This window comes from Sorangium sp. So ce1335 (genome assembly GCF_051521615.1).
In the GTDB taxonomy this organism is placed as follows: Bacteria; Myxococcota_A; Polyangia; order Polyangiales; family Polyangiaceae; genus Sorangium.
In genome coordinates, this window is record NZ_CP150363.1 from 11,426,281 (window position 1) to 11,440,160 (window position 13,880).

The following is a 13,880-nucleotide window of genomic DNA, read 5'->3' on the forward strand; positions in this document are numbered from 1 at the left end:
GCGCGCGTCGCCAGAGCGGTCCGGGCGCGGTCACGTCGTATCGTCGCCGAGGATCTCTGACGTGGATCACTCGAGCCTGCGGGCCGGAGGCTCCTCGATGAGCTCCGTCAACCGATCGATCTGGATGGGCTTGACGAGGTGCGTCTCGAAGCCTGCCCCCTTCGAGCGCTGGAAATCCGCCTCCTGCCCGTAACCGCTGATCGAGATCAGGCGAACGCGCTCACCCGCCGGCTGCTCGCGGAGGCGCCGCGCGAGCTCGTAGCCGTCCATCACCGGAAGCCCGATGTCGAGCAGCGCGACGTCGGGCGCGAACTCTTCCGCGATCCGGAGCGCGGACGGGCCGTCGGGGGCGACGCGCGTCGTGTGCCCCAGCGCGCCCAGCGACTCGGCCAGGAGCTCGACCGCATCGAGGTTATCGTCCACGAGCAGGATGCGGCGCGCGTCGGCGGGAGACGGAGTCGCCTGCATCTCGGCCGGCGGGCGCGCCGGGGCGGCCTCGGGCGAGCGCGCGGTCGCCACAGCCGGCAGTCGGACGGTGAACTCGCTCCCACGCCCGCGGCCCTCGCTGTGCGCGCTCACGCGGCCGCCGTGCAAGGCGATGAGGTTGTGGACGATGGCGAGGCCCAGGCCCAGGCCGCCCTGGGCGCGGTCGAGCGCCTGGCGCTCCTGCACGAAGTGCTCGAAGACGCTCGCCAGCATCTCGGGGGCGATGCCGATGCCGTTGTCGCGCACCGAGAGGACGACCTCGCCCCCCGTGCGCTCGGCCCGGACGGCGATCTCGCCGCCGATCTCGGTGTACTTCGCGGCGTTCGTGAGCAGGTTCGAGATCACCTGGGCGAGCCTCGTGACGTCGCCGTCCACGGCGAGGCCGCTCGAGGGGACCGCGACCGTGAGGTGGTGCCGCCGCTGCTCGATCAGCGGGCTCGCCAGCTCGACCGCCTTGGCCACGACCTCCGCGAGCTCGATACGCTGCTTCTTCAGCTCGACCTTGCCCCGCGTGATCCGGGAGACGTCGAGCAGGTCCTCGACGAGCGCCGTCAGGTGCTTGATCTGCCGCTCGATGACGAGCCGCTCGCGCTCGGCGTGCCCCCCGGCGCGGAGGCGCATCAGGTGAAGCGCCGTGACGATCGGGGCGAGCGGGTTCCGCAGCTCGTGGCCGAGCATCGCCAGGAACTCGTCCTTCGCCCGGTTCGCTCGCTCCGCGTCGCGCCGCGCGTCCTCCGCGCGGCGCAGCAGCTCCTCGCGCTCCCGCGCCGCCTCCTCGAGCTTCTTTCGCGCCCGCACGTACTCGGTGACGTCGAGCGAAATGACCAGGATCCGGACGACGGCACCGCCCGGCTCACGCATGGGGTGCATGTTGAAGCTCCAGTACGACTCTTCCGGCCCGTCGCGCCCGCGATCGAGGTCGAACCGGGATTCGTGGGTGACGAACGGCTCGCCCGTCGCGTAGACCCGGTCGAAGATCTCGCGGAGCGGCGAGCCGACGATCTCCGGGAAGGCTTGCGCCAACGTGCGTCCGATCACCTCACGATGATTGCCCACCATGGACACGAGTTGCGGATTCGCCATCTCGACGACGTGCTCCGGGCCACGGTAGACGGCGATCCCGACGGGCGCGCTTTCGAACAGCTCGTACATCCTCTCGCGCTCCCGCTCCGCCTCCCGCCGGTGCGCCGCGAGCTGCAGGTGGGTCGCGACGCGGGCGATGAGCTCGCGCGCCGAAAACGGCTTCACGAGGTAATCGTCGGCGCCGGCCGCGAGCCCCTCGACGCGGGACTCCTCGCCCGCGCGCGCCGAGAGCATGATCACCGGCACGCTCCGCGTCGCCGGATCGGCGCGCAGCGCCCGGAGCAGGCCGAAGCCGTCGAGCCCCGGCATCATCACGTCGGCGATGACGAGATCCGGCGGCGATCGCCGGGCGATCTCGAGCGCGCCGGCGCCGTCGCTGGCGGCCTCGACGGTCCACCGCTCATCGAGGATGTGCCGCACGTACATGCGCATATCGGCGTTGTCGTCGGCGACGAGGATGCGCGTGCTCGGGTCGAGCGGGACCGCGACAGGGGCAGGCTCGGCGCGATCGGCCGGGGCGAGCACCTGGGCGGGCGCCTCCGTGACGAGCTGCCACCGCAGCGCCTCCTCGACGTAGGGCGCGGCGCCGGTCGCCGTCGACGAGAGCGTCTTCTCGGCGCGGATGCGCTCCGCCGGCAGGTGCGCACACCCGCGCGGGATCGCGATCGTGAACGCCGTCCCCTCGCCCAGGCGGCTCTCCGCCCGGATGCTGCCGCCGTGCAGCCGCACCAGCTCATGCACGAGCGCGAGCCCGATCCCGGAGCCCTCGTGCGTGCGCGAGCGCGCCCCCTGGACGCGGTGGAAGCGCTCGAAGAGGCGCGGCAGCTCGCGCTCGGGGACGCCTGTGCCCGTGTCGCGCACCGCGAGCTCGACGTGGTCCCCGCGCAAGCAAAGCGACAGGAGAACCTCGCCCTCGAACGTGAATTTCAGGGCGTTGGACAGCAGGTTCAGGACGATCTTCTCCCACATGTTCCGGTCGACGAACACCGGCTCCGGCAGCTTCGGGCAGTCCACCTTGAACGCGAGCCCCGCTCGCTCGATCGCGGAGCGAAACGCGCTCGCGAGATCGGCCGTGAGGCCGGCGAGGTCCGTCGGCTCGTAGGACGCCTGCGCTCGGCCCATCTCGAGGCGCGAGAAGTCGAGCAGCGTGTTGACCAGCTTGAGCAGGCGCAGCGCGTTGCGGTGGACGAGCGAAAGGTGCTCACCGCTCAGCGCGCGCTCCGGCGACGCGAGCGCGTCTTCAATGGGGCCGAGCATCAGCGTCAGCGGCGTCCGGAACTCGTGGCTGACGTTGCTGAAGAACAGCGTCTTCGCGCTGTCGATCGCGGCGAGCTCCTCGGCGCGCCTGCGTTCCTCCTCGTAGGCCCGCGCGTTCGCGATGGCGGTTACCACCTGATCGGTGATCAGCCGAAACAGCCCGCGATACGACTCGTCGAGCAGGCGATGCGGGCTCACGCCGCCGACGACGAAGCCATACGGACGAGGTTGTCCTGGCCGCGAGAGGGGCAGAACGATCGCTCGCTCGGGCGCGCTGCCCCAGCGGCCGAGGGGCAGGGCGCCGAAGCGGGCCGCGAGATCGCCGACGAGGAGCTCGCCAGAGGCGCGCGCCGCCTCCGCGAGCGGCCAGGTCGAGGACGCGTCGGCGTGCTCGTGGAGGGAGACGCGCTCAGGCTTCGCGGCTCCCTGATACTCGTCGAGCCCGCTCGCGCCGACGAGGCGCGCGTCGCCCGTGTCACCGTCCGAGAGGTAAAGCAGCGAAAACGGCAGGTCGGCGCCGTTCGCCGCGAAGATCTCCGCGGCTGTGGAGCACGCCTCCTCGGCAGACTTCGCGTGGGCAGAGCGGGTCGCGAGATCGCGCAGCATATGGAGCTGGCGCGCATCGAGCACTTGCTCCGTGGTCTCCTTCACCGTGATGAGGACGCCGATGACCCGCTTGGTGTCGCCCGGTATCGGGCTGAAGGAGAGCGTGAAATACGTCTCTTCGACGAAGCCTCGCCTCTGCACCGGGAGCAGGAGGTGCTCGCTCCACGTCGCGGGCCCGCCGTCGAGCACGCTCAGCGCCATCGGACCTACGACGTCCCAGACCTCGGCCCAGACCTCGGCCGCCGGGGCGCCCATCGACGCAGGGTGCTTATTTCCCAGGATAGGCCGATAGGCATCGTTGTATATCTGCAGCAATTCCGGCCCGATCAACGCGATCATGGAAAACCGATTGCCGAGCACGAGGCCGACCACGGTCTTGAGGCTTATCGGCCAGTTGGCGACGGGGCCGAGCTTCGTCTTCGACCAGTCGATCGAGCGCATCAGGGCGCCCATCTCGCCGCCCCCGGCGAGGCAGTCATCGGCGCTCGCGTCCAGGGCGCTGCCATCGGGCGAGGGCGCGACGACATCTGAAGATTCCTTCCGTATGCCGGCTGGCCGCATGCAGCGCCATGGTGAATGAAATCTGCGGCTTTTGCCACAGGGACACGCGCACATGGCCGAGGCGCTATCAGCCTTGAGCCGCCCCGGCGGCCGAGGAGCGGGCGAGCGCAGCGGCCTCCGAGGATCGCGAAGCGATGCAGCAAGGCAGAACGCGGTCGCCTGAGGCGCCGGGGCGAGCGGCGAAGCCCGACTCGCCGGCAGCGAGAGACCGACGGGCAGCGCGATCCTCGGGCCGGCGGGCGCGTAGGCAAATCAAGCCGGATCGCAGCGCGAGGAAGTGTAGCGCGGCAGAGCGAAAGGGTGGGACCGCGAGCGTCGTGATGGCTCGGTCCTGGGTCGAAAGAGCGTGGTCCGGACGGCGCCGAGCCCGCTACGGGGGCGCATCGCGCGTGCCATGGGCACACGTGTGCGTCCGGGGCCTTGGTCTGGCCCGGGAGGCGCGTCGCGAGACGCTATGCGGCGTCACCGGGCGCCTTGCGGCGCAGAACGGTGCTTTTCCAGTACGGTGGTCGCCGCGTGGACGCTGGGAGAGCGTGCTGGAACATCGGTCGGCTCGCCGAGCGCGGAGAGAAAGCGGGCGATGTTCCTTGCCTCGGCCACCACGGCGACGAGCGTCATCCGCCCCTTGCAAGCTGGGCACTCGAGGACATCGGTACCGCAGCAGCGCCTCCCTCGCCGCCGCATGGTGCGCACCGGCGCGCGTCGCTGCGTGCAAGGTGAAGCCATCGAGCGCAGCGCACAGCGGCTTGTCGTACGCGAGCGCGCTCGAAGAAGACGACGAGAGCGAGGCCGCTCGCTCGGCGGCGGCCTCGTTCACCGCTCACTGCGAGCGACCTTCGACGTCGTTGTGCGTGGCGGCCCACGCCTCATCCGCGAACGCCTTCACGAGCTCCAGGTTCCCCTCGCGATGAAATTGTTCAACGACGACGGCAACTTCGGTAAGCCGCGCCTCACAATCGCGGTGGAGCACGCGATCGTGCTATGCGTAGCACATGCTCGTACACCGACTGAAATTCTCTTCTTCCGCCGTCCTCGCGTGTGTGGTGCTGCTCGTCGCAGCGTGCGGTGACGACGCCGACTCGCCGGGCACGACGACGGGCGGAACCGCGAACACGTCCAGCTCCGGGACCATGAGCGGCAGCGGGACAGCGACGGGTGGCGGCGGCTCGACCGGCAGTTCCAGCTCGAGCGCGACCAGCGGGGGCACGGAGAACGCCGGTGGAGGCACGGCCGGCGGCGGCACCGGCGGCGCCGGCGGAGCGGGCTCGGGTGGCATGGGCGGCGTATCCGACGGTGGCGGAGGTGCCGCGGGCGACGGAGGCGCAGGGGGCAGCGCTGGCGCGAGCGGCGGCCCGGAATTCCAGCCCTGCCCGGCGAGCGGCCCCTGCAAGATCATGCCCTTCGGCGATTCGATCACGCAGGGTTTCAACGTCGCCGGCGGCTACCGCGCCCCGCTGTTCCACCTCGCGCTCGAAGCGAACCGCGACATCACCTTCGTCGGCTCCGCCAGTGATTACAGCGTGCCCATGGTGGACGGAGTGACGTTCCCGAGGAACCACGAGGGTCACGGCGGCTGGACGATCGAGGGCAACAACGGCATCGCGCAGCTCGTGGGCACCAGCATTCCGAATTACCAGCCCCACATCATCACGTTGATGATCGGAACGAACGACATCAACGGTAACATCAACGTTGCGGACGCCCCGAATCGCCTGGGCAAGCTGCTCGACTCGATTTTCATGCGTGATCCGAACATCCTCGTGGTGCTCGCGCAGATCGTGCCGACGAGAACGGACGCCACGAACAACGCCGTCAAGGCCTACAACGCGGCCATGCCCGACCTGGTTTCGACGCGCGTCAGCAAGGGGCAGCACATCGTGCTGGTGGACATGTACACAGCGTTCACCAACGACCCGAACTACAAGCAGTCCCTCTTCGCCGACAATCTCCACCCGAACCAGGCGGGGTATAACCGCATGGCCGAGGTTTGGTTCCAGGCGTTGAGCCCGTACCTCCGCTGAAATCGAAGGGCGAACGCCACCAACGCTCGAGCAGATTCGCGGCGCACGCCGTTCGAGCCGAAATTGAGGAGCTCGCGGCGTGACCCCGGCTATTGGTTCGGCTACACGTCTTGGCTGCCGCTCGACCTCGCCGTTATCTATCTCGAAGCGCCCATCCGGCGGCGCCGCGCCGAGGGATTCTCCTTCGCTCGCCGCCCCGTTTCCGGGCGCTTCAATGCGCTGACGAAGGCATCTTCCTCGGCCAGCTCCTCGGGCAGGCGGTGTCCGTGGTGCTCCGGGTGACGTGGGCGATGAAGACCTCGGTGGAACCTCGGTAGAGGACCAGCGTCATTGGATGCAGCCTGAGCCGACAACGCCGGGGTCCGCCACGGCGCCGGTGACCGCGTCCACATGTATTGGGACGTAGCGTCGATCTTCGCATTCGTCACCCCAGCCGACGCCGACTACGTAGGCTAGCGTCTCGTTGGCAATACCGAACATCGGCTGGCTCCCGGACGTCGCGTCGTCCGGCGCGCCGTGCAGGCACCGCGCCGCGAGCAGCCCGACGCGCTTCGCGTCCTCACTGGACATCGTCGTCGTCACCTTGGAGAGGTCGAAGAACGGCCCGACAGAGATCTGCGCGCGCAGGCCCTCGGGCTCATTGCCACGCTCCATCTCGTACGCTTGCAATGCGCCGTCGAGGTCGCTCTTGTAGTAGACGAGCTGTGTCCCGCGGTAGGATCGGGAGACGTGGATGGTCAGGCGGTCCGGCTGCTGCCGCAGGACGGGCGGCGCGTCAGGCGTCAGCCCGAGCGCGGTGAGCACGCTGGTGATGTCGCTCTCGGCGCGCGAGCCGTCGAGGGGCGTGAAGTGACGCTTGCTCCACCAGCGCAAGAGCAGGAAGCGCCCGTTTTCGTCGTTGTAGCGCTCGACGCGCCCCTCGCCCGTGTCCCAGCGCGTGACCGGACGCCCCGTGAAGTCGGCCGCCGCGCGCGGCCCCTGGGTCACGGGGTCACCCGCGGCCTTCGCGAGGGCCCGCGCGAGCGCGTCGGGCGAGCCCGCGAGCATGCCGGCCAGGGGCGCGTTGCGCGAGAGGCGCGCGGCGGCGAGCGCCTGGCAAGTTGTGAGCGCGGACGCCGCCGGCGGAGCGCAGCCGGCGAGGAGCAGGGCAAGCAGAAGTGCGGCACCCATGGGATGAGAACGACGGGTGGCGACAGCCAACATGATGTCGAAATCTACCTGTCCCGGGTAGGAAGCGAAAGTCTGACCGGCTGAGCTCCGCGCCTTCGTGGCGCTCGCGCGCGAGGCCAGCCTGCGCCCGGCCGCCGCCGATCCCCCACCTCACCAGCAGATCCAACGAGGGCACTCGGCTGTACACTATTGTCTACACCACGCTGGTAAGGTAGTGCTCTTCACGAAGAGAGTCGTCCATTCGACGCCCCCAAGCCCGGGGCTTGGCCGCTGGGCCCGGGTTGGGTCCACGCCCACCGCGCGGGTGCGATCAGTCGCCACGCTCTCCCGAGATCCCCGCGGAAGCGACGGATCGCGACGGTTCGCCCCCGCGGAAGAGTCCCGCCAGGGATTGCTGACGCCCGGAACTAGGGCTGCTGCCCTTTGCGCTTGATGATCATGAACTGGACGCGCCGGTTCTTCTGGCGCCCCGTCTTGATGCGGTTGTCCGCGAGCGGCTGCTCGAAGCCGTACCCCTTGGCGACGAGCTTCTCCCGCGGGACCCCGGCGGCCACGAGCCACGAGAGGACGGCGTCCGCGCGCTCCTGGGACAGGCGCAGGTTGAACTCCTCGGTGCCGTTGTCGTCCGTGTGCCCTTGCACCTCGACGAGCTCGATGTCCGGGTTCTGCAGGATGACGTCGCGCACCTCGTAGAGGATCTCGTCGGAGATGGGGTCGACCGTCTCCCTGCGCGTCTTGCCGTACGGGATGAACTGCACCGGCTTCGAGGTGGTGATCTCGTCGGCGCTCACGCGGACGAACCGCGGGCAGCCGTTCTGCTTCGGATCCCGGTCGGGCAGGCCGCGCTCCCTCGGGCACGCGTCCGCGGCGCCGCGGATGCCGTCGCCGTCCGGATCGTCGGGGCAGCCGTTCTGCTTCGGATCGCGGCTGGCGGGGCCCTTGGCCGTCGGGCAGGCGTCCGAGGCGTCGGCGATGCCGTCGCCGTCCGCGTCGCCCGGGCAACCGACCTTCTTCGGGTCGTCGCTCGCGGCGCCGGCCACGGTCGGGCAGGCGTCGATGCCGTCGTGGAAGCCGTCGTCGTCCGCGTCGTCCGGGCAGCCGCTCTTCGTCGCCTCGGCCCTGCGGGGGCCGGGCGTCGTCGGGCAGGCGTCGTCGACGTCGAGCACAGCGTCGCCGTCGCGATCGGCCGGGGGGCAGCCGTCCCTCGCGGGATCGGGCGACGGCTCGCCCTTCACGTCGGGGCAAGCGTCGATGTCGTCGTTGATACCGTCGTCGTCCTTGTCGCCCGCGGCGGCGGCCGGTGCGCGCTCGGGGGGCGCCGGCTCGGGGAGCGGCGCCCAGCCGATCATGCCGAGGGCGCGGACGTTGGGCGTGCCGACAGCGTCGAAGAGCCCTGGCCCGGCCGCTGCGCCGAAGGTGAGGCCGCCGAGGACGCGCAGCTTGGCGCCGAAGAGCAGCTCGGCGTTGACGCCGGCGTCGGCTCGCGTGGGCGGTGTGCTCGAGAGCAGGAGATCGCCTCCGAGCGGCGCCGCGCCGTACAGCTCGGCGCCGAGCTGGAGCAGATCACCGGCGAGCAGGAGCCCCGCGGCGCCGCCGAACGTGAACAGCGACGGGCTGTTCGAGCCGCCGCCGAGCTCCACGCCGCCGCTCGCGCTCCAGAGGAACGCGACCGGCGCGCCGACACGGCCGCCGACGCTCGCGTGGAGGTTGCCGCGGGCCGCAGGATCACCGGTGTACTGCTCGGGCGATCCGGTGGGCACGAACAGGTAGCTGCCGATCCCGAGCTGGATGGGCCCCGCGTCCTGCCCGAGCAGGCGGACCCGGGCGCCGAGGCGGAGATCGCCGAACACGGGCGCGGTCAGCCTGGTGAACTGCGTGCCAGAGAACCCGGGGTCGTCGCCGCTCTGCGCGACGGCGAGCGGCGCATCGACGGAGAGCAGCACGCGGTCCCAGAGCGCGAGCGAGGCGTCGAGGCGAAGGAACGCCTGCGAGGCGACGACGGCCACCTCGCGCACATCGACGGCCCCCGCGGGGGGCTCGGTGCGGACCGGCCGATGGGAGTAATCGAACATCACGTGGGCGCGCGGCGTGAGCTGGCCGGGCGCGGCGGGGGAGGGGACGCCGAAGAAGACGTCGCCGGCGGGCGCCGGCTCGAGGCGATTCAGCGCGAAGCCGCCGGTGGATTGGCCCCTCGAAGCGCTGGCGAGCGTCAGCAGGACGGCCGCGGACGCTGCCGCTGCGATGGAGGACGACCTCATCAGGCGGCCACGATAGCGGGGGCGCGAGGCGGGGGGCAATATCCGGTTTCCCTCCGGCACGGCGGCGGGGCTGGGCGGTCCAGACGGCGGGTGGCGAGCCTGTCGATCTCGCTCGATCTCCTTCCGCCTTTCATCGCCATCACGGCCATTGCAAGCCACGGGCTGCCATGGCGCGCCGGTCCGTGAGCGGCGCGCGACGCGTCGAGGGCGTCCGTGGCCATGGGATGGCCGATCGCGATGCCCTACGGGCAGGCGCCGAAGGCCGTGTTGGGGGCGACGGTGCGCGTGACATCCGCGGTGACGATCGGGATGTCCTGCGTCCAGACGTGATCCTCAGGGGTGCATTCGCCGTCGGGGACGAGATCCACGTACCAGTGCATCTTGTAGGCTCTGCCGCCGAGCACTTGCCCCGTGACGGAGAACGTCCCGTCCTCCTCGAGCGTGTCCGATTCGCTGAGGGCCGCCACGGTCTCGCCCGCGGCGATGATCTCGACGTAGACGTCGGTGCCGGCGTCATAGGCGGGGACGTACCCGGTGCCACGCAGCGTGAAATTGTAGCTCTGGCCCATCGAGCCGCCGCTGCCGCCTGCTCCCGAGCCGCCGTCGCCGCCCGCTCCCGAGCCGCCGCTGCCGCCCGCTCCCGAGCCGCCGCTGCCGCCCGTTCCCGAGCCGCCGTCGCCGCCCGTTCCCGAGCCGCCGTTGCCGCCCGCTCCCGAGCCGCCGTCGCCGCCCGTTCCCGAGCCGCCGTCGCCGCCGGTTCCCGCGCTGCTCGTGCTTCCCTCGCCCGTGCTGGTGGTCGATGTCCAGCTCGCGGGCGGGTCGTCACCACCACATCCCGCGCCCGTGAGGCCGAGTGCGCCCACTGCCATCCACACCGCGATCCACCGAGTTGCCTGCATGAGGGTCCTCCTTGAAGCTACGTGATCAGCTCGACGAACCGGGCGGCTCCTTCGAGGAGAAGCCGTCGCGCTCGCCGCACATGTGCCTCGGGTGATCGCCATACCGCAATCGCTGCCGGGCGGGGTCACGCCGCCCGCCGCGGGTGCCGCCGCCCGAGCCGCCGGAGCACGGCGGCGACGACCAGCAGCAAGCCCCACGCCTCCTGAGAGGTCGACGCGCGCCCCGTGCGGCAGTCGCAGCCGCCCTGGAACCCTGACGCCGTCCCGCCGCCGGTGGTCGCCGTCGTCGTCCCGCCCTCGCCACCGGCGCCGCCCGCGCCGCCCGCGCCGCCTTCGCCGCCAGCGCCGCCCATCCCGCCGCCGGTCGGCGCCTCCTCATCACAGGCGTCGCCCACGCCGTCCTCGTCGGTGTCTTCCTGTTCGGCGTTCGCCACGTTCGGGCAGTTGTCGAGTTCGCTCGTCAGCCCGTCTCCGTCGGGATCACAGGCGTCGCCGATGCCGTCGCCGTTCTCGTCTTCCTGCCCGGCGTTCGCCACGCTCGGGCAGCTGTCGCACGCGTCGCCGTTGCGGTCGCCGTCGGCGTCTTCCTGCCCGGCATTCACGATCACCCGGCAGTTGTCCGCCGCGTCCGGGATGTCGTCACCGTCGGTGTCGTCATCGCAGGCGTCGCCGTCGCCGTCGCCGTCGAGGTCGTCTTGCGGCTCGCCCGGCGCCGACGGCGCGTTCGCGTCGAAGTCGCAGTTGTCGTCGGCGTTGATCACCCCGTCGCCGTCCGGATCGGCGTCCGGATCGCACACGTCGCCTGTGCCGTCGCCGTCGGCGTCCTCCTGCCCGGCGTTCGGCAGGAGCATGCAGTTGTCGTCGACGTCGAGCACGCCGTCGTTGTCCGAGTCGCCGTCGCAGACATCGCCCTTGCCGTCGCCGTCGGTGTCGGTCTGCGGCTCGCCCGGGCTCGGCGGGGCGTTCGCGAGGAGCGGGCAGTTGTCGTCGCCGTCGAGGACGCCGTCGTCGTCCGAGTCGGTGTCCCGGTAGTTCGGGATGTCGTCCGCGTCGTCGGTGTCGAACGCCGGCGTCGTCAGCAGCGCATCTCCGGCCTCCTCGGAGTCGAGCAGCCCGTCGTTGTCGCTGTCCGGGTCCACCGCGTCGATGGCCGCATCCCCGTCGGTGTTGTTGGCAGGATCGGCAGGGTCATCGCGGTTCGCCACCTCCTCGATGTCCCCGATGGTGTCACCGTCGGAGTCGACGCTGGTCGGATCGGTCCCGAGCGCCGCCTCCTCGGCGTCCGTGAGGCCGTCGTTGTCGTCGTCGCCGTCACAGACGTCGCCTTCGCCGTCGCGGTCCGTGTCGAGCTGGTTCGTATTGACGTCGTACTGGCAGTTGTCGTCCAGGTCCTCGACGCGATCGTTGTCGTCGTCCGCGTCGCAGAGATCGCCGAGCAGGTCCTCAGGCCCGTTCTTCGTGTTGTTCGCCTGGTCCGGGTTCGGGGTGGTACGGCAGTTGTCGGAGCCGTCCGGCACCCCGTCGGCGTCGTCGTCGTTGTCGCACGCGTCGCCGAGCGCGTCGCCGCCGGGGAGGCTCTCGTCGGTGTTCAGCTGGGCGGGGTTCGGCGCGAGCGGGCAGTTGTCGCTCCCGTCGAGCACGCCGTCGGCGTCGTCGTCGCCGTCGCACGCGTCGCCGAGCGCGTCGCCGCCGGGGAGGCTCTCGTCGGTGTTCAGCTGGGCGGGGTTCGGCGTCGTGACGCAGCTGTCGTTGACGTCGGGCACGCCGTCTGCGTCGTCGTCGTCGTCGCAGGCGTCGCCGAAGCCGTCGCCGTCCAAGAGGTGCTCGTCCGTGTTCGCCTGATCCGGGTTCGGCGTGACCGTGCAGTTGTCGGTCGCGTCAGGTACGCCGTCGGCGTCGTCGTCGTTGTCGCACGCGTCGCCCCTGTCGTCGCCGCCGGCGAAGGTCCGGTCCGTGTTCCTCTGGTTCGTATTCGGAACGAGCGGGCAGTTGTCGCTCAGGTCGGGCACGAGGTCGGCGTCGTCGTCGTCGTCGCACTCGTCCCCGTCCAGATCGCCGGTCGCCGCGTCGGTGTTGATCTGGGTCGCATTGCGGACCGCCGGGCAGTTGTCGCAGGCGTCGCCGATCCCGTCCCCGTCGCTGTCGCGCTGAAGGCCGTCGGCGCCTGGCGCGTTCTGCGTCGCCGGGCAGTTGTCGCAGACGTTGCCGACTCCATCGCCGTCGTCGTCCGCCTGGCCTGCGTTGGCGATGCTGGGGCAGTTGTCGCACGCATTGCCGAGATCGTCGCCGTCGCTGTCCACCTGGGTCGCGTTGGGCGTCTCGGGGCAGTTGTCGCAGGCGTTGCCGACGTCATCGCCGTCGCCGTCGGCCTGGTTGCCGGTGATGAGGAGCGGGCAGTTGTCGCAGGCGTCGCCCACGCCGTCGCCGTCGGTGTCGACCTGGGTCAGGGTGGCGACGTAAGGGCAGTTGTCGCACACGTTGCCGAAGGCGTCGCCGTCGGCGTTCTCCTGATCGTTCGCGCGGGTCGCGCAGTTGTCGCAGGCGTCGCCGACCCCGTCACCGTCCGTGTCCGCCTGGTCGCTGTTGGCAGCGCCAGGGCAGTTGTCGCAGGCGTCGCCGATCGTGTCGCCGTCGACGTTGGCCTGGCTCTGGTTCGCGCGGCCGGGGCAGTTGTCGCAGGCGTCGCCGATGCCGTCGCCATCCCTGTCTACCTGGCTGGTGTTGGCGCTCCCGGGGCAGTTGTCGCAGGCGTCGCCATAGAGGTCGCCGTCGGCGTTGCTCTGCGCGGTGTTGGGGATGTTCGCGCAGTTGTCGCAGGCGTCGCCGATGCCGTCGTTGTCGCTGTCCCGCTGGTTGTCGTTGCTCGCGCCGGGGCAGTTGTCGCAGGCGTCGCCGAAATCATCGCCGTCGCTATTCCCCTGGCCGGGGTTGGAGACGTTGATGCAATTGTCCGAAAAGTCGTTGCGCCCGTCGTCGTCGTTGTCCGACGTGCAGATGTTCCCTTCCCCGTCGCTGTTGCTATCGAGCTGATCCTCGTTGCGGTCGGTGGGGCAATTGTCGCAGACGTTGGGGACTCCGTCGCCGTCGCCGTCGAAGTTCGGCATCGCCCCCATGGGCGTGGCTATTGTCGGACACCCGTCGGTATCGTCCTCGATCCCGTCGTTGTCGTCGTCGGTATCCGCGTCGTCCGGGATGTCGTCGTTGTCGTCGTCGTTGTCGCAGGCATCACCGAGACCATCCCCGTCGCCGTCGTACTGGCTCGCGTTGCTGACGCCGGGGCAGTTATCGACCTCGTTCGCGACCTGGTCGTTGTCGGTGTCCCACAGCGCCGCCCACGCCGGCGTCGGCGCGAGCGCCACGAGCGCGAGCAGGCCCGCGAGCAGCGGCAAGATGCCGCGGCTCAGGGCGCCGGCGTGCGCGTGGTGGCGAGGGAAAGGCGAAGCGGGGAAGGTCATCGCGGCTCCTCCAGACAGATCGCGCCGTACACGACAGCGCCCCCCGCGAGCGTATCCGGGTTCCCCATCGGCCTGGGAAGTTTT

At 70.6% G+C, this 13,880-nt stretch carries 8 protein-coding genes; 1 reads left to right on the forward strand and 7 read right to left on the reverse strand.

Annotation, left to right across the window (positions count from 1 at the left end):
- Positions 1-66: 66 nt before the first annotated feature.
- From WMF24_RS42785 to WMF24_RS42795, 3 genes are all read right to left on the reverse strand, one after another.
- On the reverse strand, positions 67-3,873 hold the full coding sequence (locus WMF24_RS42785) for an ATP-binding protein (protein ID WP_437733234.1): 3,807 nt from the start codon (positions 3,871-3,873) through the stop codon (positions 67-69).
- A 582-nt stretch (positions 3,874-4,455) separates the two neighbouring features.
- Positions 4,456-4,611, reverse strand: a complete 156-nt coding sequence (locus tag WMF24_RS42790; RefSeq protein WP_437733235.1) for a hypothetical protein — start codon at positions 4,609-4,611, stop codon at positions 4,456-4,458.
- 202 nt (positions 4,612-4,813) lie between these two features.
- Complete coding sequence (locus WMF24_RS42795) at positions 4,814-4,963, reverse strand: hypothetical protein (RefSeq protein WP_437733236.1); 150 nt, start codon at positions 4,961-4,963, stop codon at positions 4,814-4,816.
- 22 nt (positions 4,964-4,985) lie between these two features.
- Between WMF24_RS42795 and WMF24_RS42800 the strand changes: the two genes are divergently transcribed.
- Positions 4,986-6,014 carry an SGNH/GDSL hydrolase family protein gene (locus WMF24_RS42800; RefSeq protein WP_437733237.1) on the forward strand — a complete coding sequence of 343 codons (1,029 nt, stop codon included), beginning with the start codon at positions 4,986-4,988 and terminating at the stop codon, positions 6,012-6,014.
- 327 nt (positions 6,015-6,341) lie between these two features.
- On the opposite strand, the gene WMF24_RS42805 is transcribed toward WMF24_RS42800, so the two are convergent.
- The 4 genes from WMF24_RS42805 to WMF24_RS42820 form a co-directional block, all read right to left on the reverse strand.
- Entirely contained in the window at positions 6,342-7,184 is an 843-nt protein-coding gene (locus WMF24_RS42805; RefSeq protein ID WP_437733238.1) for a hypothetical protein, read from the reverse strand.
- 407 nt (positions 7,185-7,591) lie between these two features.
- Complete coding sequence (locus WMF24_RS42810) at positions 7,592-9,442, reverse strand: OmpA family protein (protein ID WP_437733239.1); 1,851 nt, start codon at positions 9,440-9,442, stop codon at positions 7,592-7,594.
- 242 nt (positions 9,443-9,684) lie between these two features.
- Positions 9,685-10,341 carry a hypothetical protein gene (locus tag WMF24_RS42815; RefSeq protein ID WP_437733240.1) on the reverse strand — a complete coding sequence of 219 codons (657 nt, stop codon included), beginning with the start codon at positions 10,339-10,341 and terminating at the stop codon, positions 9,685-9,687.
- A 125-nt stretch (positions 10,342-10,466) separates the two neighbouring features.
- Positions 10,467-13,796, reverse strand: a complete 3,330-nt coding sequence (locus WMF24_RS42820) for a thrombospondin type 3 repeat-containing protein (protein WP_437733241.1) — start codon at positions 13,794-13,796, stop codon at positions 10,467-10,469.
- Positions 13,797-13,880: the final 84 nt, after the last annotated feature.